Source organism: Rhodococcus artemisiae (assembly GCF_036327795.1).
Classification (GTDB): domain Bacteria; phylum Actinomycetota; class Actinomycetes; order Mycobacteriales; family Mycobacteriaceae; genus Rhodococcus; species Rhodococcus artemisiae.
The window spans coordinates 202,341-226,301 of record NZ_JAUTXY010000001.1 but is presented as its reverse complement, the minus strand read 5'-3'; the positions used below and the strand labels follow the sequence as shown (position 1 = coordinate 226,301).

The 23,961-nt window shown below is 66.9% G+C and carries 21 protein-coding genes; 14 read left to right on the top strand and 7 right to left on the bottom strand.

The window, feature by feature from the left end; translation table 11 throughout:
- Window positions 1-129 precede the first annotated feature (129 nt).
- Together Q7514_RS01135 and Q7514_RS01130 are read left to right on the top strand one after the other, a co-directional pair.
- On the top strand, window positions 130-1,761 hold the full coding sequence (locus Q7514_RS01135) for an ABC-F family ATP-binding cassette domain-containing protein (RefSeq protein ID WP_330131437.1): 1,632 nt from the start codon (window positions 130-132) through the stop codon (window positions 1,759-1,761).
- Between the two features lie 141 nt (window positions 1,762-1,902).
- Complete coding sequence (locus Q7514_RS01130) at window positions 1,903-2,157, top strand: helix-turn-helix domain-containing protein (RefSeq protein WP_330131436.1); 255 nt, start codon at window positions 1,903-1,905, stop codon at window positions 2,155-2,157.
- A gap of 32 nt (window positions 2,158-2,189) precedes the next feature.
- Here the strand turns inward: Q7514_RS01130 and Q7514_RS01125 are convergent, their stop codons facing one another.
- Both Q7514_RS01125 and acnA read right to left on the bottom strand, forming a co-directional pair.
- Window positions 2,190-2,756 (bottom strand): TetR/AcrR family transcriptional regulator, encoded by a 567-nt coding sequence (locus tag Q7514_RS01125; RefSeq protein WP_330131435.1) that lies wholly within the window; start codon window positions 2,754-2,756, stop codon window positions 2,190-2,192.
- Window positions 2,757-2,892: 136 nt separating this feature from the next.
- On the bottom strand, window positions 2,893-5,694 hold the full coding sequence (gene acnA, locus Q7514_RS01120) for an aconitate hydratase AcnA (protein ID WP_330131434.1): 2,802 nt from the start codon (window positions 5,692-5,694) through the stop codon (window positions 2,893-2,895).
- 334 nt (window positions 5,695-6,028) lie between these two features.
- Between acnA and Q7514_RS01115 the strand changes: the two genes are divergently transcribed.
- From Q7514_RS01115 to Q7514_RS01080, 8 genes are all read left to right on the top strand, one after another.
- Window positions 6,029-6,610, top strand: a complete 582-nt coding sequence (locus tag Q7514_RS01115; RefSeq protein WP_330131433.1) for an Rv1476 family membrane protein — start codon at window positions 6,029-6,031, stop codon at window positions 6,608-6,610.
- Between the two features lie 544 nt (window positions 6,611-7,154).
- Complete coding sequence (locus Q7514_RS01110) at window positions 7,155-8,732, top strand: NlpC/P60 family protein (RefSeq protein WP_330131432.1); 1,578 nt, start codon at window positions 7,155-7,157, stop codon at window positions 8,730-8,732.
- A gap of 112 nt (window positions 8,733-8,844) precedes the next feature.
- Entirely contained in the window at window positions 8,845-10,125 is a 1,281-nt protein-coding gene (locus tag Q7514_RS01105) for an AAA family ATPase (protein ID WP_330131431.1), read from the top strand.
- Window positions 10,122-11,072 carry a DUF58 domain-containing protein gene (locus Q7514_RS01100; RefSeq protein ID WP_330131430.1) on the top strand — a complete coding sequence of 317 codons (951 nt, stop codon included), beginning with the start codon at window positions 10,122-10,124 and terminating at the stop codon, window positions 11,070-11,072. The genes Q7514_RS01105 and Q7514_RS01100 overlap by 4 nt, the downstream gene beginning before the upstream one ends.
- Window positions 11,069-12,049: a VWA domain-containing protein gene (locus tag Q7514_RS01095; RefSeq protein WP_330131429.1), complete on the top strand. Its 981-nt coding sequence runs from the start codon at window positions 11,069-11,071 to the stop codon at window positions 12,047-12,049. Before Q7514_RS01100 ends, Q7514_RS01095 begins: the two co-directional genes overlap by 4 nt.
- 64 nt (window positions 12,050-12,113) lie before the next feature.
- Window positions 12,114-12,860, top strand: a complete 747-nt coding sequence (gene fabG1 / locus Q7514_RS01090) for a 3-oxoacyl-ACP reductase FabG1 (protein ID WP_330131428.1) — start codon at window positions 12,114-12,116, stop codon at window positions 12,858-12,860.
- 51 nt (window positions 12,861-12,911) lie between these two features.
- Complete coding sequence (gene inhA / locus Q7514_RS01085; protein ID WP_330131427.1) at window positions 12,912-13,718, top strand: NADH-dependent enoyl-ACP reductase InhA; 807 nt, start codon at window positions 12,912-12,914, stop codon at window positions 13,716-13,718.
- Window positions 13,719-13,748: 30 nt separating this feature from the next.
- Complete coding sequence (locus tag Q7514_RS01080) at window positions 13,749-14,795, top strand: ferrochelatase (RefSeq protein WP_330131426.1); 1,047 nt, start codon at window positions 13,749-13,751, stop codon at window positions 14,793-14,795.
- A 1-nt stretch (window position 14,796) separates the two neighbouring features.
- On the opposite strand, the gene Q7514_RS01075 is transcribed toward Q7514_RS01080, so the two are convergent.
- The gene (locus Q7514_RS01075) at window positions 14,797-15,492 is read right to left on the bottom strand and encodes a winged helix-turn-helix transcriptional regulator (RefSeq protein ID WP_330131425.1); all 696 of its coding nucleotides are present in this window, start codon (window positions 15,490-15,492) and stop codon (window positions 14,797-14,799) included.
- Window positions 15,493-15,653: 161 nt separating this feature from the next.
- On the opposite strand from Q7514_RS01075, the gene Q7514_RS01070 reads away from it, so the two are divergent.
- Window positions 15,654-16,481, top strand: coding sequence for a class I SAM-dependent methyltransferase (locus Q7514_RS01070; RefSeq protein WP_330131424.1), 828 nt, complete (start codon window positions 15,654-15,656; stop codon window positions 16,479-16,481).
- On the opposite strand, the gene Q7514_RS01065 is transcribed toward Q7514_RS01070, so the two are convergent.
- The 4 genes from Q7514_RS01065 to Q7514_RS01050 all read right to left on the bottom strand — a co-directional run bounded on the left by Q7514_RS01065 (window position 16,462) and on the right by Q7514_RS01050 (window position 21,258).
- Complete coding sequence (locus Q7514_RS01065) at window positions 16,462-17,550, bottom strand: ABC transporter ATP-binding protein (protein ID WP_330131423.1); 1,089 nt, start codon at window positions 17,548-17,550, stop codon at window positions 16,462-16,464. The two genes, Q7514_RS01070 and Q7514_RS01065, sit on opposite strands and share 20 nt — an antisense overlap.
- Window positions 17,551-17,608: 58 nt before the next feature.
- Window positions 17,609-19,252 carry an ABC transporter permease gene (locus Q7514_RS01060; RefSeq protein WP_330131972.1) on the bottom strand — a complete coding sequence of 548 codons (1,644 nt, stop codon included), beginning with the start codon at window positions 19,250-19,252 and terminating at the stop codon, window positions 17,609-17,611.
- A gap of 22 nt (window positions 19,253-19,274) precedes the next feature.
- A complete protein-coding gene (locus Q7514_RS01055) occupies window positions 19,275-20,333 on the bottom strand; it encodes an ABC transporter substrate-binding protein (RefSeq protein ID WP_330131422.1) in 1,059 nt (352 codons plus the stop codon).
- 112 nt (window positions 20,334-20,445) lie between these two features.
- Window positions 20,446-21,258, bottom strand: a complete 813-nt coding sequence (locus tag Q7514_RS01050; RefSeq protein ID WP_330131421.1) for a hypothetical protein — start codon at window positions 21,256-21,258, stop codon at window positions 20,446-20,448.
- Between the two features lie 116 nt (window positions 21,259-21,374).
- Here Q7514_RS01050 and Q7514_RS01045 point away from each other — a divergent pair, with 116 nt between their 5' ends.
- From Q7514_RS01045 to Q7514_RS01035, 3 genes are all read left to right on the top strand, one after another.
- Window positions 21,375-22,193: a DUF3097 domain-containing protein gene (locus tag Q7514_RS01045; RefSeq protein ID WP_408016027.1), complete on the top strand. Its 819-nt coding sequence runs from the start codon at window positions 21,375-21,377 to the stop codon at window positions 22,191-22,193.
- A gap of 69 nt (window positions 22,194-22,262) precedes the next feature.
- The gene (locus Q7514_RS01040) at window positions 22,263-22,694 is read left to right on the top strand and encodes an NfeD family protein (RefSeq protein ID WP_132469968.1); all 432 of its coding nucleotides are present in this window, start codon (window positions 22,263-22,265) and stop codon (window positions 22,692-22,694) included.
- Window positions 22,695-23,948 carry an SPFH domain-containing protein gene (locus Q7514_RS01035; protein ID WP_330131419.1) on the top strand — a complete coding sequence of 418 codons (1,254 nt, stop codon included), beginning with the start codon at window positions 22,695-22,697 and terminating at the stop codon, window positions 23,946-23,948.
- The last annotated feature ends 13 nt before the right edge of the window (window positions 23,949-23,961 follow it).

The following is a 23,961-nucleotide window of genomic DNA, read 5'->3' as shown; positions in this document are numbered from 1 at the left end:
GGTCGCGCGCAGACGTAGCGCATCTCACCTCGTGAAACGGCACGTGGCGCGGTAAAATCAATGGTTCGTGTGCCGCGTGTCCGGCATGATGACCCACACACCACTCTCACCCATCGAGGAGCTTTACGCGTGATCACCGCCACCGACCTGGAAGTCCGCGCCGGCGCGCGGACGCTGCTCTCCTCACCGGGATCAGCGCTGCGCATCCAGGCGGGTGACCGGATCGGTCTGGTCGGGCGCAACGGTGCCGGGAAGACCACGACTCTGCGGATCCTCGCGGGGGAGGGCGAACCGTATGCGGGCGCCGTGATCCGCTCGGGTGACCTCGGATACCTCCCGCAGGACCCGAAGGAGGGCAACCTCGACGTCCTCGCCAAGGACAGGGTGCTCTCCGCACGAGGGCTCGACGAGATTCTCCGCAGCATGGAGAAGCAGCAGGCGTTGATGGCCGAAGCAGTCGACGACAAGGTCCGCGACCGCGCCGTGCGCAAGTACGGCTCCCTCGAGGAACGGTTCTCGACGCTCGGCGGGTACGTCGCGGAGTCCGAGGCCTCCCGGATCTGTCACAGTCTCGGCCTACCCGACCGCGTGCTCGGCCAGGCATTGCACACCCTGTCCGGTGGTCAGCGTCGCCGCGTCGAACTGGCCCGGATCCTGTTCGCCGCATCCGACGGATCCGGCGGCAAGTCGGACACCACACTCCTGCTCGACGAGCCCACCAACCACCTCGACGCCGACTCGATCACCTGGCTGCGCGGCTTCCTGCAGAACCACGAGGGTGGCCTCGTGGTCATCAGCCACGACGTCGATCTTCTCGCCGACGTGGTCAACAAGGTGTGGTTCCTCGACGCCGTGCGCGGCGAGGCCGACATCTACAACATGGGCTGGAAGAAATACCTCGACGCCCGCGCGACCGATGAGGCGCGTCGCCGACGTGAACGCGCCAATGCGGAGAAGAAGGCCTCGGCCCTGCAGAAACAGGCAGCGAAGCTCGGTGCCAAGGCGACGAAGGCCACCGCCGCGCAGAACATGGCCAAGCGCGCCGAGAAACTGCTGGGCGATCTCGACGACGTCCGGGTGGCCGACCGGGTCGCGAAGATCCGATTCCCCACACCCGCGGCCTGTGGCAAGACTCCGCTGATGGCGAAGGAATTGACCAAGGTGTACGGATCGCTCGAGATCTTCACCGGTGTCGATCTGGCCATCGACCGTGGGAGTCGCGTCGTGATCCTCGGGCTCAATGGTGCCGGCAAGACGACGCTGCTGCGCCTGCTGGCGGGTGTCGAGACCCCCGACCTCGGCGAACTCGAGCCCGGGCACGGTCTCAAAGTGGGCTACTTCGCGCAGGAGCACGACACGATCGACGACGCGGCAACGGTGTGGGAGAACATCCGGCACGCGGCGCCCGACGCCGGCGAACAGGACCTGCGCGGTCTGCTCGGTGCGTTCATGTTCACCGGTCCGCAGCTCGACCAGCCGGCAGGCACGCTGTCCGGTGGCGAGAAGACCCGTCTGGCTCTCGCCGGTCTGGTGTCGTCCGCGGCGAATGTGCTGCTGCTCGACGAGCCGACCAACAACCTCGATCCGATCTCGCGCGAGCAGGTGCTCGATGCACTGCGCAGCTACGAAGGCGCCGTGGTTCTGGTCACGCACGATCCGGGCGCTGCCGAGGCGCTGAACCCGGAGCGGGTCATCATGCTGCCGGACGGCACCGAGGACCACTGGTCACAGGACTACCTCGAGCTGATCCAGCTGGCGTGACCGCCTCGGGCCGGGTGCACGTGCTCCCTGCCCCACAGATTCTTCCTTCGATCCGGTCGGCGTTGCGCGATCCGCTCCGGGCGCTGCCTGCGTGAACTAGCCTGGGTGATGGGACCTTCGGCGAGGCGACGGGAGGATTCGATGGCACGAAATCCTGACACTGGGCAGCCTTCGTATGCGAAGGGAGCCAGAGTGACCGGGGAGTCCAGAGACCGGTTACAGGCCGAACTCAAGCGTCGCTACGAGGCGGGTGCGAGCATCAGGACGTTGGCGCAGGAAACCGGGCGATCATACGGTTTCGTGCACAACGTGCTTGTGGAGTCGCAGGTGCGTCTGCGTGGACGCGGCGGACCGAATCGGCGGCGTGCGACATCGGCGAGCAACAGCAGCAGTTGAGAACTTGTCCACGCCTCCGGCACTGAGCGAGGTCAGTCTCGGCGGCGCACCGATTCTTCGACGAGGTCGAGGACCCGGCCGAGTTCGATTTCCGCATGGCCTGATGCGAGCCGCGCGATGAGGCCGTCGAGGACGAGATCGAGATACGCGACGAGGACCTCGGTGGGCACGTCGTCGCGGAGTTTTCCGGCGTTACGCTGACGTTCGAGACGTCCGACCGTGGCCTCGGTCAATTCGGCCGAACGCTGGGTCCACGCTTTCGCGAACTCGGGATCGGTGCGCAGTCTGCGCGTGATCTCCAGACGGGTTCCGAGCCAATTGAACTGCTCGGGGCTGGAGAGCATGTCGCGCATGACTTGGACGAGGCCCTCGTTGCTGGCGACATCCGCCATGCGTTCGGCGTCTTCCTGCGCGAGCGCGAGGAACAGCCCGTCCTTGTCTTTGAAGTGGTGGAAGATTGCGCCGCGAGAGAGGCCGGTGGCGATCTCGAGGCGTCGTACGGTCGCTCCGTCGTAGCCGAAGTCGGCGAAGCAGCGCCGTGCACCGTCGAGGATCTGGCTGCGCCGCGCGGCGAGGTGATCCTCACTGACTTTGGGCACTACCACCCACATCCTTCCGGAAATAGGAACCACAGCGGTAAACAGGACGGTCGGTGGTGCACGGCGGGCCCGAGACGAGAGGTGTCCCGGGCCCGCCGCTGTCGCACCGGTGTGACCGTGGCGGTCACGAATCCGATCAGCTTCGGATCATGTTCCGCAGCACGTACTGCAGGATGCCGCCGTTGCGGTAGTAGTCGGCTTCGCCGGGCGTATCGATGCGGACGACCGCGTCGAACTCGACCTTCTCGCCGTTCTCCTTGGTGGCAGTGACCTTCACGGTCTTCGGGGTGACGCCGTTGTTGAGCTCGGCGATGCCCTCGATGTCGAAGACCTCGGTGCCGGTCAGGCCGAGCGAACCGGCCGACTCGCCCTTCGGGAACTGCAGCGGCACAACGCCCATGCCGATGAGGTTCGAGCGGTGGATCCGCTCGAAGGACTCGACGATGACGGCCTTGACGCCGAGCAGGCTGGTGCCCTTGGCGGCCCAGTCACGCGACGAACCCGAGCCGTACTCCTTGCCGCCCAGGACGACCAGCGGGATGCCGGCAGCCTGGTAGTTCTGCGACGCGTCGTAGATGAACGCCTGCGGGGCGCCTTCCTGCGTGAAGTCGCGGGTGTAGCCACCCGAGACGTCGTCGAGGAGCTGGTTCTTCAGACGGATGTTCGCGAACGTGCCGCGGATCATCACTTCGTGGTTACCGCGACGCGAGCCCAGGGAGTTGTAGTCCTTGCGCTCGACACCGTTGGCGTCCAGGTACTGCGCGGCCGGGGTGCCGGGCTTGATCGGGCCGGCCGGGCTGATGTGGTCGGTGGTGACCGAGTCGCCGAGCAGCGCGAGCACGCGTGCACCCGAGATGTCGGCAACCGGTGCCGGATCCATCGTCATGCCGTCGAAGTACGGAGCCTTACGAACGTAGGTCGAGTTCTGGTCCCACTCGAAGGTGTCACCTTCGGGAGTCGAAAGGTTCTGCCAACGGCTGTCGCCGGCGAAGATCGTGGCATAGGACTTGCGGAACATGTCCTGGCTGATCGCCGTCTTGATAGTCTCTTCGATTTCCTGCGTGGACGGCCAGATGTCCTCGAGGAAGACCGGGTTGCCCTCGGTGTCGTTGCCGAGCGAATCGGTTTCGAAGTCGAAGTCCATGGTTCCGGCAAGACCGTAGGCAATGACCAGCGGCGGGGATGCCAGGTAGTTCATCTTGACGTCGGGGGAGATGCGTCCCTCGAAGTTGCGGTTGCCCGAGAGCACCGCGGTGACCGACAGGTCGTTGTCGTTGATCGCCTTGGAGACGGCTTCGGGCAGCGGCCCGGTGTTACCGATGCAGGTGGTGCAGCCGTAACCGCCGAGGTAGTAGCCGAGCTTCTCGAGGTACGGCCACAGGCCGGCCTTCTCGTAGTAGTCGGTGACCACCTGCGAACCGGGCGCCATATTGGTCTTGACCCACGGCTTGGTGGTCAGGCCCTTCTCGACAGCATTGCGTGCGAGAAGCGCGGCACCGAGCATGACCGACGGGTTGGACGTATTGGTGCAGGACGTGATGCCGGCAACGACGACGGCGCCGTGATCGAGCACGAACTCGCCGGCGTCGGACTTGACGACCACCGGCTTGCTCGGACGGCCTTCTGCGCCGTTGGCAGCAGACAGAACGTCGACGGCTCCGTCGTCAGCGAAGGACAGCGCGGCCGGATCGGAGGCGGGGAAGGATTCTTCGACGGCCTCGTCGAGCTGGGTGTGCTCCGCCGGGAAGTGCTCTTCCACGTAGTTGTGGATGTCCTTGCGGAATGCGGTCTTGGACTCCGACAACAGGATTCGGTCCTGCGGGCGCTTCGGGCCTGCGATCGAGGGAACAACCGTTCCCAGATCGAGCTCGATGTACTCGGAGAAGACGGGCTCCTGGTCGGGGTTGTGCCACAGGCCCTGTTCCTTGGCGTACGCCTCGACGAGTGCGAGCTGCTCGTCGCTGCGGCCGGTGAGCCGCAGGTAGTCGATCGTTTCGCTGTCGATCGGGAAGATTGCCGCGGTGGAACCGAACTCGGGGCTCATGTTGCCCAAGGTTGCGCGGTTCGCGAGCGGAACCTCGGCGACACCCTCGCCGTAGAACTCCACGAACTTACCGACGACGCCGTGCTTGCGCAGCATGTCCGTGGCCGTCAGCACGACGTCGGTTGCGGTGACTCCAGGCTTGATCTCGCCGGAGAGCTTGAAGCCGACCACGCGGGGGATGAGCATGGAGACAGGCTGGCCGAGCATCGCGGCCTCGGCCTCGATGCCGCCGACGCCCCAGCCGAGCACGCCGAGGCCGTTGACCATGGTGGTGTGCGAATCGGTGCCGACGCAGGTGTCGGGGTAAGCCTGTCCGTTACGGGACATGACGGTCGGTGCAAGGTACTCGATGTTGACCTGGTGCACGATGCCCATACCCGGGGGGACGACCTTGAAATCGTCGAACGCGCCCTGGCCCCAACGCAGGAACTGGTAACGCTCGCCGTTGCGCTGGTATTCGAGGTCGACGTTGCGCTCGAGTGCATCGGCCTGGCCGAAGACGTCGAGGATGACCGAGTGGTCGATGACCATGTCGGCGGGGGAGAGCGGGTTGACCTTGTTCGGGTCGCCACCGAGAGCGGTGACGGCCTCGCGCATCGTCGCGAGGTCGACGATGCAGGGAACGCCGGTGAAGTCCTGCATCACCACGCGGGCGGGCGTGAACTGGATCTCGACGCTCGGCTCGGCCGACGGATCCCAGTTCGCGATCGCGCGGATGTGGTCCGCGGTGATATTCGCGCCGTCTTCGGTGCGCAGGAGGTTCTCGGCGAGGACCTTGAGGGAATAGGGGAGTTTCTCGGTGCCGGGGACCGACGACAGGCGGAAGATCTCGTACGAGTTCTCTCCGACCTGCAGCGTCCCCTTAGCGCCGAACGAATCAATACTGGTGCTCACATCAGCTCCACTCGTCGTCACGACTCGCCGTCGACGGGGCTGTGTCGACGGCTCAAGCGAGGCTCGCGACCATGGCCGGGGTTGACCGGTGCCGCGGCATCTCGCCGCAAGTCTAACAGTACGCTTGTCCTACATAGGCGGGGCGGGGTTCGACACGTCGGTGACAGCCGGTCTCCGCGCGAGAGTCGGTGTCCGAGCCGGCCCCGTTCATCGCGTAATGTGCGGTGGTGCCGTGCGAGTGCGGCATGCCTGCGACACCGACGGCGTCCCCGTCGTTCTCGGCTGACGCGGCGAATGCGGTTCGCCCGCTTCTGACCAGCACCACCGGAGAGAGATGTCTGCGCCACTGTTTCGTATACCCGGGCCCGCGGCCACGGACCTCCCTCCCGGAGTCACACTCGAGACCATCCTCGCCGACCTGGCCGACGATCAGGTAGCGGTCCCCGAAGACTTCGAGGTCTCGGATCTCGATCCCTCCGAACTCGTCGAGCAGGTGCAGCGTGCCCAGGAGCACGGCATCGACCTCAGTGTCGTCGTGGTCGACAGCAACCCGTACATGGATTCGCAACTACGCGACCTCGCCACCGCCGTCGGATCCGAGGACGGTGGCACCGTGCTGGTGCTCAGCCCCGATTGGGTCGGCACGTTCAGCGACACGGTCGACCGTGTGACGCTCGAGGCGGCACAGGATCGGACCTATACGGGAGACACGGTGGAGTCGACGACCAACTTCGTCGATTCGCTCCTCGAACCGTCCCCACCGTGGACATTGATGACCATCGTGTTGATTCTTGTGGTGGCGGCAGGCGCCGGACTGACGTATCTCGCCAAGCGGCGGCGGGTGGTCAGCGAACCGGTCGCGGGTTCCGGTGACGGCCAGGTTGCGCCCGGACGCACCGACTCCTCCTTCTCCTGATCTCCCTCGGTGGCCGCGCCACCATTCGATCGCGACCGATTCTTCTGCTGCGGTGACAACCGGGTCACGCCTGTGACCGGGACGGTCGCCGCTGTTCGGTCGTGGCCGACCAGGGCTTTCCCGACGAATATCTGTGACTGTCGTGCGGGGGGTGCCTACTGTGTCGTACGGTTCACGTGGCGCTCTTGGGGAAGAAGTGTCACAACCCGAGTTGCGGGACGCTGACCCGTGATCGGTACGAGATCATCAGCGATCGACCGCGCGACCGCGGGCGATCGGTGTTGTGCGCTCTTCTCCAGGCGTCGGGGTCGACCGGTGCGATCGGTCGGCACGACCGAGGGAGAGCACAGTGCGACGGTTCGGTATCCGCGGGGGGATTCCGCGACAGTCCTCGTCACACGACGGAGAGGCGACGCACCGAGATGGGTCGTCGGGTCGGGACAGGGACCTGTCTTCGCAAACACGGCGGCGTGTTCCGCGGTTACTCGCGGGGCTCGGGCTGATCACCACTGTTCTCGTCGGGCTCGGGTCCACAGCGGGAGCGGTGCCACCGCCTCCACCGAATCCGAGCGACTCGGAACTCGACGCCGCCGGCAACGCGGTGAGTTCCGGCGTCGACCGGATCGGCTCATTGATCGTGCAGATCGCCGGTGCCGACCAGCAGCTTGCCGAACTCGATGCCCAGGTGGCGATCAAGCGCGAAGACGTGAACCGTGCGCTCGTCGATCTGCAGTCGGCTCGCGATGCCGCGGATGCGGCGGCCCAGGAGGTAACAGCCTCGGAACTGGCGTTGCAGGATGCGGGAGCCCGGATCCGGCACGCACAGGACGATTTCGACGACTTCGCGCGCAGCAGCTACACGCAGGGCGTCAACGGCGCGTCTCTCGCTTCCTTCCTGTCGACGGACGGACCCGACGATCTTCTCGACCGCGCCCAGGTGATGCGACTGTTGTCCTCGGGCAGGACCGCGGTGCTCGACGCACTGGAACGTGCTCGCGCCACGGAGGCCAACAGCAACTCCCGCGCCCGCGCTGCGAAGCTCGACGCCGACGCCGCGGCGGCCGCTGCCGAACAACGCCGCTCCGAGGCGGAAGCCGCAATCTCGACGGCCCGCGCGGCGCTCGACGCGCAGACGAGCGAAAAACAACGCATCGAGCAGGAACGCGCACAGGCCCAGACCACACTCGACCAGGCGCGGACGAATGTCGCAGGGCTCGAAGGGCAGCGCGCCGAATACGTGGCGTGGGACGACCGCCGTCGCGCCGAGGAAGCCGCCGCAGCCGCAGCCGCGCAGGTCGCCGCGCAGGCCGCATCCGAAGCGGCGGTGCGGGTGGCAGCGGACGCCGCCGCGCGAGCGCGTGCCGCCGAACTCTCGAACGGACAACGTCCCCATACACAGCTCGACATTCCCGCACCGACCGTCACTGCACCGACAGTGACCGGTCCGAACGAGACCGAAGTAGCCGAGACCGAAACACCCGAGACCGAGCCGAACGAATCCGACGGCACGGGCACCGGCACCGAGCCCGACGATACGGGCGGCGACACCGGAACGGGCACCGACACAGGTAACGACGAGGACGAGGACGTCCGTGAATGGACGAATCCCGACCCCGCCGATGAGACCGGCCCGTCGACGTCACGCGAGTCCGGCCCCCGCTCGTCGCCGCGCACGACCCAGCGTCCGACGCTGACAGGGACCGCAGCCGTCGAAACGGTGATCGACCGAGGACTGTCGCAGATCGGTGTGCCCTACGCATGGGGCGGCGGTGACGAGAACGGACCCACCCGCGGAATCCGCGATGGTGGTGTCGCCGACAGCTACGGCGACTACAACAAGGTCGGATTCGACTGCTCCGGACTGATGATCTACGCCTTCGCAGGAATCGGCGTCTCCCTCCCGCACTACACCGGGTATCAGTACACCGCCGGTACTCAGGTTGCCGCGTCGGAGATGAAACGCGGAGACATGATCTTCTACGGACCGAACGCCAGCCAGCACGTAGGCCTGTATCTCGGCGACGGCACGATGCTCGAGGCGCCGCAGTCGGGTGCGCACGTGAAGATCTCGCCGGTACGCTGGGACGGCATGACACCGTATGTGGTGCGCATGGTGTCGTGACGGCAACGCGGCGCAGGTCGCGCGGGGGTGACGACACGGAATACCGGTACCTGCAATAGTGGTGCCGGCAGGTGTTTCCAGCGGAGCGACAGGCGAAAGCGGTGGATTGTTGGTGACCTCACGCGAGGGTGGGACGTCGGGGACTGCAGGGTCGAACGACAAGAGCGACTCGACCGGCCAGAAGAGCGGCGAGCGTAACAACGCAGTGAAAGCCCCGGTCGGGAACACACCGGCGGCGAACAACGCGGCAGTGAACACGACGAAGGCGCAGCAGCCGGCCCCGCCGCGCAACGACGGCCCGAAACCCGACGGACAGAACCGTGACGCCCAGAGCGCGCCGAAAGCGGTCGATCCTGCGAACGATGTCCGGCTCCTCGAACGGGCCATCTACGAGGTCAAACGGGTCATCGTCGGACAGGATCTGCTTGTCGAACGAATGCTGGTCGGCGTCCTCGCCAGAGGCCACGTGCTGCTCGAAGGCGTGCCCGGTGTGGCCAAGACCCTCGCCGTCGAAACCTTCGCCAAGGTCGTCGGCGGCTCGTTCTCGCGCGTGCAGTTCACCCCCGACCTCGTTCCGACCGACCTGGTCGGCACCCGGATCTACCGGCAGGGTCGCGAGGAATTCGACACCGAACTCGGCCCGGTCGTCGCGAACTTCGTCCTCGCCGACGAGATCAACCGTGCCCCCGCGAAGGTGCAGTCGGCGCTGCTCGAGGTGATGGCCGAGCGGCACGTGACCATCGGTGGAAAGACCTTCCCGATGCCAGATCCGTTCCTCGTCATGGCGACCCAGAACCCGATCGAGAACGAGGGCGTCTACCCGCTTCCCGAGGCGCAGCGCGACCGGTTCCTGTTCAAGGTCCTCGTCGACTATCCGACGGTCGAGGAAGAACGCGAGATCGTCTACCGCATGGGTGTCGCGGCACCCGAACCCAAGCAGATTCTCGGTAGCGACGAGTTGATCCGCCTGCAGACGGTCGCGAGTCGCGTGTTCGTGCACCATGCACTCGTCGACTATGTGGTGCGGGTGATCTTCGCGACCCGCGTCCCGGCCGAAATCGGTCTCGACGACGTGCAGGGCTGGATCGCCTACGGTGCCTCACCCCGCGCGACGCTCGGCATCATCTCTGCCGCCCGAGCGCTGGCGCTGGTTCGTGGACGCGATTACGTCATCCCGCAGGACATCATCGATGTCATCCCCGACGTGCTACGCCACCGTCTGGTGCTGTCGTACGACGCGCTCGCCGACGACGTCTCGCCGGATCACATCATCGGCCGGATCCTGCAGACCGTCGGCCTTCCGCAGGTCGCGCCTCTTGCGTCTGCACCTCCGCAGCCGGCACGTGCCGGCGCACCGTCCACCGGACCCGAGGCGGGTGCGGCGCCCCGGTGAGTGAACGCGCCCCCGGGTCGCCGCCGACGTTCCGTGCCGGTCAACTGCGTGAACCCGAACTCACCGCTGCGCTGCGCACGCTGGAACTGACGGTCCGCCGCCGCCTCGACGGTGTCCTGCACGGCGATCACCTCGGTCTGATCCCCGGCCCCGGATCCGAGCCCGGTGACGCCCGCGAATACCAGCCCGGCGACGACGTCCGGCAGATGGACTGGTCGGTCACCGCGCGCACCACCCACCCGCACGTCCGGCAGACCGTAGCCGACCGCGAACTCGAGACCTGGCTGGCACTCGATCTGTCGGCCAGCCTGGATTTCGGTACCGGAACCTGCGAGAAGCGCGACCTCGCGATCGCTTCCGTTGCCGCGATTGCCTATCTCACCGGCGGTGGCGGAAACCGTATCGGCGCGGTGGTGTCCAACGGACGCGACTTCGCGCGCATGCCGGCCCGCGGTGGACGCCTGCATGCGCAGTCGATGCTGCGCACGATCGCCACCACTCCGCACCCAGCGGATGGCACCCGCGGCGATCTGCGCGGTGTCATCGACTCACTTCGTCGCCCACAACGACGCCGCGGACTCATCGTCGTCATCAGCGACTTCCTCGGCCCCATCGACTGGGAGCGCCCGCTCCGGGCACTGTCTGCCCGGCACGACGTGCTCGCCGTCGAGGTCCTCGACCCGCGAGATCTCGAACTACCCGATCTCGGCGATGTCGTACTGCACGACCCCGAAACCGGCCGGACCCGCGAATTCACCACCACCCCGCAACTGCGCGCCGACTTCGCGCAGGCCGCCTCCGACCACCGTGCCGCAGTGGAACAGGCTCTGCGACGGTGCGGCGTACCGCGGTTGAGCCTGCGCACCGACCGCGACTGGATCGGTGATGTCGTCCGCTTCGTCGCATCCCGCAGACACAGCATCGGCGCAGGACAGGGGGGACGATGAGTTTCTCCGGTTTCGCCTCCCCGTGGTGGCTGCTGTTCCTGGTCGTCGTCGCGGCTCTCGCCGTCGGATACATCCTCGTGCAGCGTCGCCGGCTCACCAACACCCTGCGGTTCACCAACTTCGAACTGCTCGAGAAGGTCGCACCCGACAGACCGGGCCGCGCGCGGCACATCCCCGTCGCGCTGCTCCTCGTCGGACTCACGCTGCTGACCATCGCACTGGCCGGACCCACCTCCGAACAGCGGGTTCCCCGCAACCGCGCGACCGTTGTCCTCGCGATCGATGTGTCGTTGTCGATGGAGGCCACCGACGTCGCACCGTCCAGGTTGGCGGCGGCACAGGAAGCGGCCAAGTCGTTCGCCGACGACCTCACCCCGGGCATCAACCTCGGGCTCGTCGCGTTCTCCGGGACGGCGTCGGTCCTCGTCTCACCCACCACCAACAGAGAAGCGACGAAGACCGCGATCGATCATCTCCAACTGAGCGAACGCACCGCGACCGGCGAGGCGATCTTCACCTCGATGCAATCCATCGAGACCCTCGCCGCGGTCCTCGGTGGCAGCGACCAGGCCCCACCGGCGCGCATCGTGTTGCTTTCCGACGGCAAGCAGACCGTGCCCGAAAGCCCGGACGATCCCCGAGGCGGTTTCACCGCGGCCCGTCAGGCAGCGGAGAAGGACATCCCGGTGTCCACCATTTCGTTCGGCACCCAATACGGCAGCGTGACGATCGAGGACGAACAGATCCCGGTCCCCGTCGACGATCCGTCGCTCGAGGAGATAGCGAAGTTGTCCGGTGGTAGTTTCTTCGCCGCGTCCAGCCTCGAAGAACTCGAAGGCGCCTACGACACCCTCGAAGAGCAGATCGGGTTCGAGACCACCCGCGGCGACGCCAGCCGTCCGTGGCTCATGCTCGGTGTCTTTGCGGTCGCCGGGGGTCTGATCGCCGCGATGGTGCTCCGTCAGCGACTGCCCTGACCCGCGTTGTGGCAGCAGCGGTGCCTTTTCCGTACTCGATCCACTACCAGATAGGTTTGTCGGCATGACTGACGCAACCAGCGCCACGCCGTCGCGGCACGTGGCCACCCCCCGTTCGGTCCTCGTCACCGGAGGAAACCGGGGCATCGGCCTCGCCGTTGCCCGACGCCTCCAGGCGGACGGACACAAGGTCGCCGTCACCCACCGCGGATCCGGCGTGCCCGAGGACCTGTTCGGCGTCGTCTGCGATGTCACCGACAGCGACTCCGTCGACCGCGCATACAGCGACGTCGAGGAACACCAGGGGCCGGTCGAGGTACTGGTCGCCAACGCAGGCATCACCGACGACACCTTGCTGATGCGCATGACCGAAGACCAGTTCACGAACGTTCTCGATGCGAACCTCACCGGCGCGTTCCGGTGTGCCAAACGGGCCAACCGCGCGATGCTGCGGGCACGCTGGGGACGGATGATCTTCCTCGGCTCGGTTGTCGGCATGGCCGGTCAGGCCGGCCAGATCAACTACGCGTCCTCGAAGGCCGGCGTCATCGGCCTGGCACGCTCGGTGACCCGTGAGCTCGGCTCACGGTCGATCACCGCCAACGTCGTCGCCCCCGGCTTCGTCGAGACCGACATGACCGCCGATCTGTCCGACGACATGCGCGACATGGCGAAGAAGTTCATCCCGCTGCAGCGTCTCGGCAAGCCCGAGGACATCGCCGCGGTGGTCAGCTTCCTCGCCTCGGACGACTCCGCCTACGTCTCCGGCGCGGTGATCCCCGTCGACGGCGGTATGGGCATGGGCCACTAGCAGCCCGCGAACCGGACCACATCCGAAACTCACTGGAGGATCGACACACTCATGGGCGGACTGCTCGAGGGCAAGACCATTCTCGTCACCGGCATCATCACAGATGCCTCGATCGCGTTCCACACCGCGAAGGTCGCGCAGGAACAGGGCGCAAAGGTGATCATCACCGGATTCGACCGGCTCCGGCTGATCGACCGCATCGCGCAGCGGCTGCCGCAGCCGGTGCCGCCCGCGATCCAGCTGGACGTGCAGAATCCCGAGCAGCTCGAGGGCCTGGCGGACAAGATCCGGGAATTGGCGCCCGAAGGTATCGACGGCGTCGTGCATTCGATCGGTTTCGCGCCCCGCTCGTGCCTGGGAAGCCCGTTCCTCGACGCTCCCTGGTCCGACGTCGCGGTAGCAGTGGAGGTGTCCGCGTACTCGTACGCCGCGCTCGCCAAAGCCGTCCTGCCCGTGATGAACGACGGTGGCTCCATCGTCGGCATGGACTTCGATCCGGCCCGCGCCGTTCCGTTCTACAACTGGATGGGCGTCTCCAAGGCCACCCTCGAATCCGTCAACCGATACGTGGCGAAAGAGGTCGGCCCGCGCGGCATCCGCTCGAATCTGGTCTCCGCCGGCCCCATCAAGACCCTCGCTGCGAAGGCCATCGCCGGTGACGCGACCGGACCGGGCGCCGAAATGAACAAGCTCAACGACGGCTGGGCGGCCGCGTCGCCGATCGGCTGGGACGTCGACGACCCCACTCCGGTCGCGAAGACCGTGTGCACCGTGCTGTCCGACTGGCTGCCCGGCACCACCGGGTCCATCGTCTACGTCGACGGTGGCTTCCATTCGCAGGTCGGCTTCGGCGCCTGACGAACCGACCGGAGAAGTAGGAACAACACGATGGAGAACACCCCCGAGGCGTACGACGCGCTGATGGTGCTGTCGTTCGGCGGGCCCGAAGGCCCCGACGATGTGCGCCCGTTCCTCGAGAACGTCACCCGTGGTCGCGGTATCCCGCCGGAACGACTCGACGACGTCGCCCAGCACTACCTGCACTTCGGGGGTGTCTCTCCGATCAACGCGCTCAACCGCGCGATCATCGACGCCGTGCGTGCCGAATTCGATGCGCACGGAATCGATCTGCCGATCTATTTCGGCAACCGCAACTGGCACCCGATGGTCGAGGACACCGTCGCAGAGATGGCCCGCGACGGTGTCTGCAACGCACTGGTGTTCGCGACCTCGGCATGGGGTGGATACTCCGGGTGCCGCCAATATCACGAGGACCTCGCGCGTGCCCGCGAGGCCGTCGGGGCCGACGCCCCCGCGCTGACGAAGCTGCGCCAGTTCTACGATCATCCGCTCGCTGTCTCCGCGGCCGCCGACGCGATCGCCGCAGCCCGCACCGAGCTGCCCGACGAGGTCCGCGACGACGCCCGTATCATCTTCACCGCGCATTCGGTGCCCGTGCGCGCCGATGCGACCGACGGGCCCACCGATCTCGGTGGCCATCTCTACAGCAGGCAGATCACCGAGGCGTGCGCGCTCGTCGCCGCAGCCGCCGGTGTCGACGAGTACGACCAGGTGTGGCAGTCCCGCTCCGGTCCGCCGCAGGTGCCGTGGCTCGAACCCGACATCGTCGACCACCTCGACACGCTGTCCGACAAGGGTGTCGGGGCCGTCATCGTCGTCCCCATCGGCTTCGTCTCCGATCACCTCGAGGTGCTGTGGGACCTCGACACCGAAGCCCGCGACCGTGCAGCAGAACTCGGCGTCGTGTTCGCTCGCGCCGCCACGATCGGGACCGATCAGCGCTTCGTGGAACTGGTGCGCGGGCTCGTCCAGGAGATGACCGACGGTCTCGCGGCGCAACGGCTCGGGACGCTCCCGACGCTCGGAGTCGACGCCGACGGTCACGCCGTCGAGTGTTGCTCCCTGCCGTCCTGACTCACCCGCCTGAGACGACCGGTTCGACGACAGGCGGCGAGCCGAATGACCGCGGAACGAACCACGTCGGCAAGCTCCGCCGGATCTCCACCGGCCCGTCGATCACCACGGCGCCCGACCGCAGAGCCTTCGGCCACTCGAGCTCGCCGCGCCAGATCTCGGTCAAGGCGCGCAGATCCGCGCTGACGCGGACCGTGACTTCGAAGCCGGGGTCCTCGTCGCAGACGTCGACGTCGTCGGGTGCGATCACGATCCACCAGCGGCGTGAACCGCGCGCCGAGCTCAGGAACGTGAACTGTATGACCGTGCGGGTCTCGGGCGCCATCGTGTGATCGACACAACGGTGCATGTCCCACATCAGGAGCTTCGGATCCAGATCATGATCGCCGAGCCGGCCGGTCCACTGGGAACCCCAGGCACCGAGCGCCTCGACGACCGGTTCGAGTCCGCGTCCCGCGGAAGTCAGGACGTATCGGACGTCCGATCCGTTCTCGGTTCGCTCCACGATGCCCGCGACAGTGAGCTGGTGCAGCCGTTTCGACAGCAGCGTCGGAGATATCCGTGGCAGACCGCGCCGCAGCTCGTTGAAATGCTCGCTCCCGAGTACCAGTTCACGCACGATCAACAACGTCCAGCGCTCGTCGAACAGCTCCATCGCCTTCGCGACGGGGCAGAACTGGCGGTACGACGGCCCCATGAACGAATGTTATGCCCCTCTGCGGCTTCGAACCAGATTCGGCACCGAGTAAACAGAAAAGCAGTACAGATCGTGTACTGGAGACGCGGGCAGGCTACTTCGTACTGTCGAACCACACGCACTCGGAGATGAGTTGCGTACATCCAGTCAGGAGCATCGAGATGACCGACTCCACCACTCCCACCACCGACCACGCGCTCAAGGCGAAACACCGTGCGATGTGGGCACTCGGCGACTACCCGGCCGTCGCGGACACCGTCATACCCACCCTCGGTGCACGGCTCGTCGCCGCCACCGGCGTGCAGACCGGCGACCGGGTTCTCGACATTGCCGCCGGCTCGGGCAACGCGTCGATTCCCGCAGCGCTGGCGGGTGGCGATGTCACCGCCGGTGACCTGACACCGGAACTGTTCGAGGTGGGTCGTCGCCATGCGGCGGCGGCCGGTGCACGGCTCGACTGGACCCAGACCGACGCGGAAGCCCTGCCCTTCGACACCGGCGCCTTCGACACGGTGCTCTCGTGCGTCGGCATCATGTTCGCGCCGCACCACCAGGCGGCGGCCGACGAACTCGTACGCGTGACGCGCCCGGGCGGCCGGATCGGGCTGCTCGCCTGGACCCCGACCGGCTTCATCGGAGAAATGTTCGCGACGATGAAGCCGTACGCCCCGCCGCCCCCTCCCGGAGCCCAGCCGCCACCCCTGTGGGGAGACGAGACTCACGTGCATGGGCTGCTCGGCGATCGGGTGCGCGACATCGACACCCGGACGGAGACGGTGCGCGTCGACGCCTTCGGAACCGCAGCCGAGTTCCGTGATTTCTTCAAGCAGAACTACGGACCCACCGTGGCTGTGTACGCCTCGCTGACGGACACACCGGATCGGGCGGCGGCACTCGACCGCGACCTCGACGATCTCGCGCGCCGCTACGATCTCGGGCGGGGAACCATGGACTGGGAATACCTGCTGCTCACCGCGCGGCGCTCGTGACCGGGTCGCGGTCCGCCGCCGGGTCGTCGGGATAGAACAATGCCCGCCGGATCCCGAGCCCGACCTGCTCGCCGACCGTCGGCCGTAACCCCCGCACGGCACAACGGAAATCGGTCCCGCCACAGGTGACCACGACGTCACTGGCATCGCGGCCGAACAGCGACGACACGACGACACCGGCGTGGTCGGACGGCGCGCCCAGTGGAACCAACTCGATGTCGGCCGGCAGCACCGCGAGTGTGCCGGAGCCGCGCGAGGCTGTGCGGAGAACGTCCGACGACACCGTGACGGCGCGGTCGCCGGAGCGGAACCCTGCGTCGTCGAGAGACCCGCGCAGCACGTTCGCGTCCGACAGGAATCGCGCTACGAACGCCGACTTCGGTCGCGACACCACTTCTTCGGGCGTTCCGATCTGACGGATCCGGCCGTCCTCGAGAATCGCGACCCGATCGGCGAGCGCGAGTGCTTCGGCACGGTCGTGGGTCACGTGCAATACCGTCAGATTCCGTGCGCGGGTGAGCGTGCGCAGTTCGAGACGCAACCTGTCACGCAGCGGTTCGTCGAGCGCGGAGAGCGCTTCGTCGAGCAACAACGCACGAGGATGGGTCACCAGCGCCCGCGCCAGTGCGACCCGTTGGCGCTGGCCACCCGACAGTGTTGCGGGATCGCGCTTCTCGAATCCGTCCAGCCCGACCAGGTCCAGCACCTCCGCTACTCGCGCGGCGCGGCGGACCCGCGGCATCTTCGCGATCTCGAGCGGGTACGACACGTTCCGGCCGACGGAGCGATGTGGCCAGATCGCATGCTGCTGGAACACCATGCCCAGGCGCCGTTTCTCCGGCGGTACAGCACGGCTGCTGTCGGCGACCGTGTCGCCGCCGATCCGCACCGTGCCGGCGGTGGGCTCGAGGAACCCGGCGACGGTCCGCAGGAGCGTGGTCTTACCGGACCCGGACGGGCCGACGAGCGCGATGAACTCACCGTCGTGCACATCGATATCGACCTCGGTCAATGCGGCGGTGCCGTCCGGATAGTGCAGGTCCACACCGGTGAGGGTGATCGCCGACATAGCTGTGTTTCCTTCCCTTTTCGCCGTACGGCGGCTTTCGCTGTATCGCCGCGCCGGATCAACGCCCGCCGCGCGCACCGGCGAGCAGACCGAGCCCCGCGGTACCCACGAGCGCGACGACCAGTGACAGCGCCGATGCAGCGTTGTAGTCACCGGCCTGTTGCAGGTTGAAGATAGATACGCCGAGGGTCTGTGTTCCCGGAGAGACGAGCAGCACCGACATCGTCAGCTCACGCACCGCGGTCAGCGCGACGAGGAGTCCGCCGGTCATCGCTGCCGGGACGGTCATCGCCCACGGCACGTCACGCAAAGCTCGCAGTCGCGATGCACCCGACGATCGCGCGGCCTCCTCGAGCGCCAGGGGAGTCGACGACAACGGCGCCCGCACCGACTGCACCACAATCGCCAGGAACGCGGTGACATATGCGCACAGGATCACCCAGCGGGTGTCGAACAGGCCGGTGTAACGGCCGACGATGAGCCAGCCCACCGCGATCACCAGACCGGGGATCGCCTGCGGCAACATCGCCATCAGGTCGAGTCCGGCGTTGTCCCTGGATTGTGTGCGGGTGGTCAGGACACCGAGTATGAGGCCGACCACCGTACAGACCGCAGCTGCCCCGGTAGCGAGGAGCACCGAATTCTGGATGCCGACCAGGGTGCCGGGCGCCGTCAACGCTCCGGCGATGCTGTCGAGGGTGAGATTCTCCCATGTCAACGGCACACCGGGTGCCGGCAGCAGCGCCTGGGTTGCCAGTGCGAGGATCGGCAGGACCGTCGAACCGAGACCGAGTATCCATGCGAGGATCCCAACCGGAATACGCCTGGTGTCCAACGAGATCGGTTGGGGCGCTGTCACCGGGCCGTCGAGCTGCCGGCCGCGGCGGGCGAGTCGACGATCGGCGAACACCGCCGCGACCGCGAGAAGCAGCAACGCGACACCGATCGTGGAAACCACCTCGAGCGGACGATCGGCCGTGCCGGACTGGATATAGCGGTAGACCATCGTCGACAAGGTCACGTATCGCTGCGGCAACCCGACCAGGGCGGGGATTCCGAAGTCCGCGAGATTCGACACTGCGGTGAGAGTGAACGCGGCCAGCAGGGCGGGGCGCAGGAGCGGCACAGTGACAGTCCGCATCGCACGCCACGGACCGGCCCCGCCGATCCGCGCCACCTGCTCGAGATCGCCGGGCACCTTCCGCAATGCCGCCGCGATGATCAGGTACGCCATCGGATACGAATGCACCGTCAGCAGGAAGACCACACCGTCGCCGCCGTAGATGTTCCACAGCACATCCCCGAATCGTTCGGTCCAGAACCGGTTGATCATGCCGCTCGGCCCGAGCAGACCGGTCCATGCGATCGCCCCGACGAACGGAGGAATCAGCAAGGGTGACAGAAGGATCAACCGTAGGGCTGCGCGTCCGGGAAGATCGGTGCGATCGAGAAGCAACGCCATCGCCGTGCCGAGGAACACCGCGAACACCGCCGACAGGCCGGCCGACACGACACTGTTGATTGCCGCGGTCGCGATGTCGTCGTCGATAAGACGTTGCACGTGGCGACCGCTTGCGCCGAGCGAGACAACCGTGGCCAGCGGCGCAATGATCAGAGCGGCGACGAACACCCACAGCGCTACACGCACCAGGGTGACGGCGTCCACGCTGCCGCGGACACGCCTACGCCGCCGGGACTGCATCCCAGCGGCGACAGCGTGGACCTCAGCCGACAAGTTCGTTGAACGTGACAACCGCCTCGTCCTGCGAATCGGTGATCACCTGCAGGTCTGGGGTCAGCAATGCCAGTTCCGACATGGCCGGGGCACCGTCGGGTGTACCGACGTCGTCGCGCACCGGCAGATACGACTGCTCGACCGCAAGTTCCTGACCTTCGCGGCTCACGAGGAAGTCGACGAACTTCTGCGCGGCCTCGGTGCTGTCGGAATCGGCGAAGATGCCCGCCGGTTGAGACACGTACGGCACACCGTCGGTGGGGTAGCTCAACGCGATCGGCGACCCCTTCGCTGCGAGCTCACGGACCAGGTAGTCGACGACGATGCCGACGGGCTGTGTGCCGGCCGCGACGGCCTGTCCGACCGGGCCGTTGCTCTCGGCGATCACCGGCTCGTTGGCCGCGAGGCCCTCGAGCCACGCCTCACCGAGCTCAGGGGTGTTCAACCACACCGCGGCGTTGTAGGCGGCGGCTCCGGACACATCCGGATTCGGCATGGTGATCCTGCCCAGATACTGCGGATCCGTCAGGTCCTGCCACGACATGGGTGGCGCATCCACCGCGCCGGTGTTGTAGGCGATCACGGTGGGGATGATGCGGGTGCCGACATAGAACCCCTCCGGATCCACGACATCGGGATCGAGTGCATCGGCGCCTGTCGGCGTGTACTGCTGTAGCAGTCCGTCGGACTTGTAGCTCTCGAAGGTCGGGGCGTCGGCGGCGAGCAGCACATCCGCCGCGATCGCGCCCGTGGTGCGCTCGGCTTCGATCCGTGCGGTCAGGTCACCGGTACCGGCGCGGAACACCTCGACGTCGATGTCGGGATTCTGCTCGTTGAACGCGGCGACCAGTTCGTCGATCTTCGCCTGCGGCTCCGAGGTGTAGACCGTCAGCGAGGTGGATGCCGCAGCGTCGGTCGTCGCGTCGGTGGATTCGTCCGGAGTGGCGGGCTCGGAACAGGCCGCCAGCGCAACAGTCAGGGCGGCAGCGACAGCGAGACCGGAGACGCGGCTCAGTGCAGAACGGAGGTTTCGCAATTTAGGTGTCATAGCGACGGGAATGATCTGCGATCGGTGTTGCCCGAAGGCACCGTGCACGCGAAGCCGAGGCGTCCCGAAGGTGAACTTCCGGCTGTCCTGCGACGATCCGCGTGGCGGGCGGCTACCGGTGGCGGTCCAGCGCGCCGAGCGTTGCTGCCACTGCTCCGAGACGGGCAAGTCGTACCGCCGACCACAAGGGACGCAGTGCGTCCTCGCGGGCGGCGGCCGCGGACGCCGAACCCGCCTGTAGGCCCTCGCCTGCGGACGCGACAGTCAGGATTGCCGCGACCTGGTCGGCGGATTCGAGAATGCGTACCGCCCGTGGCGGCAGAACCCCCGGATACCGGTGCCGCGCATACTCGGCGATCTGCTCAGCGATCGCGGCTCGAGGATCGGCGTGTCGGCCGTTGGTGTCCACGGTCTGGATTTTCGTCAAGGTCGCCGCGGCGTCGCGTACCGCTTCCTTCATCGTGAACTCGGCCTCGCCGAGACCGGGCGGTGTGGGCGGCTCGGGGAGCATAGGAAGCGCGAACACCTTCCAGTGCAAGACATCCGGACCTTCCACGGTCGGAACGAGCCCGAGGCCTTGCGTGCCGGGTGCGCCTGCCAGCACGCCCTCACCGGCAGCGAGTGCCGCAGTCGCGAATTCGGTGCCCACGGGCAGTCCGTGCACATCACCGGCCGCCGGGAGCACCAACCGGAGGCCCGCACCACCGGCAGGGTCGGCCCGGCGGATCGCCGTGAGCAACCCCGCCGCACCGTCCACCGGTCGGGTTCCGCGCAACCCTGCGGCTGCCGCGGCGTCCTCGTCGTGAGCGGCGACCAGATGCATCGGGGCCCACTCGAGCAGGGCGTCGATCACATCGTCGGCGGCAGCGTGGCCGGACAGCCACGAACCCGTCCACACGGCCACGGTCAGACTGGGAGAACTCACCGGACGAGCATAGAGCGATCCGCCGACAGCGTCCGGTCCATGTCGCGGCGTTCGGCGTGGCGCCATCGGGCCCTCGACGCTCTGTTCTAACGTGGTCGGGCGTGAGCCCACGAGATATGTACGGTGCCGACATCTATGCCGGGCACGGCCGCACGAAGAAGAAGCCCATCCCGGAACTCGAAGCCGAAAGAGACCTGGTGGTCGAAGACGCTGCGTCCGGATGGTGTGGGGCGGTGATCGGGTTCGAACGCACCTACGACGGTGACTTCGTCCGGCTCGAGGACGCAGGGGGGCGAACACGTCTCTTCGCGATGCGCCCGGCGGCGTTCCTCGTCGACGGTGTTCCGGTGACGTTGACGCGTCCGAAGTCACGCGCCGCAGCGACACCGACCCGGTCGGCGTCGGGGTCGGTCCGGGTCGAGGGCCTCCGTGCCCGGGTGGCGCGCGGTAGCCGCATCTGGGTGGAGGGCGTGCACGATGCGGCACTCGTCGAGCGGGTGTGGGGCCACGACCTGCGCGTCGAGGGTGTGGTCGTCGAGCAACTCGAGGGCCTCGACAATCTCGGAGCGCGGCTCGCCGAATTCCGGCCGGGCCCCGGGCGTCGCGTCGGGGTGCTGGCCGATCACCTGGTCGCCGGGTCGAAGGAGGAAAGGCTCACCCAGAATCTGGGCCCCTACGTGATGGTCACCGGGCATCCCTACATCGACGTCTGGGAAGCCGTTCGGCCGGCCGTATTGGGGATCGATGCGTGGCCGAAGATCCCACGAGGTCAGGACTGGAAGACCGGGGTGTGCCGCGAGTTGGGCTGGGGCTCGCCGCAGGACGGATGGCGCCGCGTCTACGGTGCCGTGTCGGGATTCCGGGACCTCGAATCACCGCTGCTCGGCGCGGTGGAACGATTGGTGGATTTCGTCACCGAAACCGAGAACCCCTGACGAGCGCATCGGTCGGACCGCTGATCTGCGAATCTGCGCCGGATGTCCGGATTGTGTCAGGATGGGCATGTGACGGCATTGATTTGGCTCATCGCCGGTGTCGCCTTGGCGGCCGGCGAGGCATTGACCGGCGATTTCGTCCTGCTGATGTTGGGCGGGGCAGCGCTGGCCACTGCCGGTGTCGCGGCCGTCACCGATCTGCCTGTGTGGTTCGACGCCCTGGTATTCGCGATTGCGTCGCTGGTTCTGCTGTTGGGGGTGCGTCCGCCGTTGCGGCGTCGCTACGCACAACCACCTGCCCTGACCACGGGAATCGATGCGCTGCCGGGCAAGCACGCGCTGGTGCTCGAGTCGGTCGATGCGCATTCGGGTCAGGTCAAGATCGACGGTGACGTCTGGACAGCGCGACCGCTGGACGAGACCGAATCGTACGAAGCCGGAACAACCGTGACCGTGATGGAGATCGACGGCGCAACCGCCGTCGTGTGGAGGGGTCCGTAGATGGAAGCATTGATAGTGCTCGCCGTATTGGTGGCACTTGTTGTGATCGTGGTGATCAGGTCGGTGGCGTTGGTGCCGCAGGCCGAGGCCGCCGTGATCGAACGACTAGGCCGGTACTACCGGACGGCGTCGGGACAGTTGACCTTCCTGGTGCCGTTCGTGGATCGGATCCGCGACAAGGTGGATCTGCGTGAGCGTGTCGTGTCGTTTCCGCCGCAGCCGGTGATCACCCAGGACAACCTGACGTTGAGTATCGACACAGTGGTGTACTTCCAGGTCACCAATCCGCAGGCCGCGGTCTACGAGATCAGCAACTACATCGCTGCTGTCGAACAGCTGACCGTGACGACCCTGCGCAACGTGGTCGGCGGTATGACGCTCGAAGAGACCCTGACGTCGCGTGATTCGATCAACGGACAGCTTCGCGGGGTCCTGGACGAGGCCACCGGCCGGTGGGGTTTGCGGGTGGCCCGAGTCGAACTCAAGAGCATCGATCCGCCGCCGTCGATTCAGGAGTCGATGGAAAAGCAGATGAAGGCGGACCGTGAGAAGCGCGCGGTGATCCTCACTGCCGAGGGCCATCGTGAAGCCGCGATCAAGACCGCCGAAGGCGACAAGCAGTCCCGGATCCTCTCCGCAGAGGGTGCGAAGCAGGCTGCGATCCTGGAAGCAGAAGCGGAACGGCAGTCGCGGATCCTGCGCGCGCAGGGCGACCGTGCCGCGAGCTACCTCGAGGCGCAGGGCGAAGCGAAGGCGATCGAGAAGGTGTTCGCGGCGATCAAGTCAGGTAAGCCGACGCCGGAATTGCTTGCCTACCAGTACCTTCAGACGTTGCCTCAGATGGCGCAGGGCGACGCGAACAAGGTGTGGCTGCTGCCCAGCGATTTCGGGGATGCCCTCAAGGGCTTCGCGAGGAATCTCGGTGCGCCGGGCGATGACGGTGTGTTCCGGTTCGAGCCGAGTCCGGTCGAAGAGGATCTGCAGCGGCCCGAGGACGACTCGGAGGAGGTCGAGGACTGGTTCACCACCAAGAGCGACCCCGCGGTGGCGCAGGCTGTCGCCGAAGCCGAGGCCGTGGCCCGCAAGCCGGTCGATCCCGATGTGCCCGTGCCGACGCCGCGACATCAGGCGGGCGGGGCCGCGGGAACGCCGCCTCAGGCGCTGCCGCAGTCGCAGCCCCCGCAGGCCGGGTGGATGCCCACCGGTGAACCGGAGCAGGCGGATCCCCAGCAGCAATATCCGCCCCAGCAATAACGCTTTCCGCTCG

Coding starts and splice junctions, on each gene's coding strand:
- Q7514_RS01130 (WP_330131436.1), top strand. CDS start 1,903: ATGGCACGAAATCCTGACACTGGGCAGCCTTCGTATGCGAAGGGAGCC.
- Q7514_RS01115 (WP_330131433.1), top strand. CDS start 6,029: ATGTCTGCGCCACTGTTTCGTATACCCGGGCCCGCGGCCACGGACCTC.
- Q7514_RS01095 (WP_330131429.1), top strand. CDS start 11,069: ATGAGTTTCTCCGGTTTCGCCTCCCCGTGGTGGCTGCTGTTCCTGGTC.
- fabG1 (WP_330131428.1), top strand. CDS start 12,114: ATGACTGACGCAACCAGCGCCACGCCGTCGCGGCACGTGGCCACCCCC.
- inhA (WP_330131427.1), top strand. CDS start 12,912: ATGGGCGGACTGCTCGAGGGCAAGACCATTCTCGTCACCGGCATCATC.
- Q7514_RS01080 (WP_330131426.1), top strand. CDS start 13,749: ATGGAGAACACCCCCGAGGCGTACGACGCGCTGATGGTGCTGTCGTTC.
- Q7514_RS01075 (WP_330131425.1), bottom strand. CDS start 15,492: ATGGGGCCGTCGTACCGCCAGTTCTGCCCCGTCGCGAAGGCGATGGAG.
- Q7514_RS01070 (WP_330131424.1), top strand. CDS start 15,654: ATGACCGACTCCACCACTCCCACCACCGACCACGCGCTCAAGGCGAAA.
- Q7514_RS01065 (WP_330131423.1), bottom strand. CDS start 17,550: ATGTCGGCGATCACCCTCACCGGTGTGGACCTGCACTATCCGGACGGC.
- Q7514_RS01060 (WP_330131972.1), bottom strand. CDS start 19,252: ATGCAGTCCCGGCGGCGTAGGCGTGTCCGCGGCAGCGTGGACGCCGTC.
- Q7514_RS01055 (WP_330131422.1), bottom strand. CDS start 20,333: ATGACACCTAAATTGCGAAACCTCCGTTCTGCACTGAGCCGCGTCTCC.
- Q7514_RS01045 (WP_408016027.1), top strand. CDS start 21,375: ATGTACGGTGCCGACATCTATGCCGGGCACGGCCGCACGAAGAAGAAG.
- Q7514_RS01035 (WP_330131419.1), top strand. CDS start 22,695: ATGGAAGCATTGATAGTGCTCGCCGTATTGGTGGCACTTGTTGTGATC.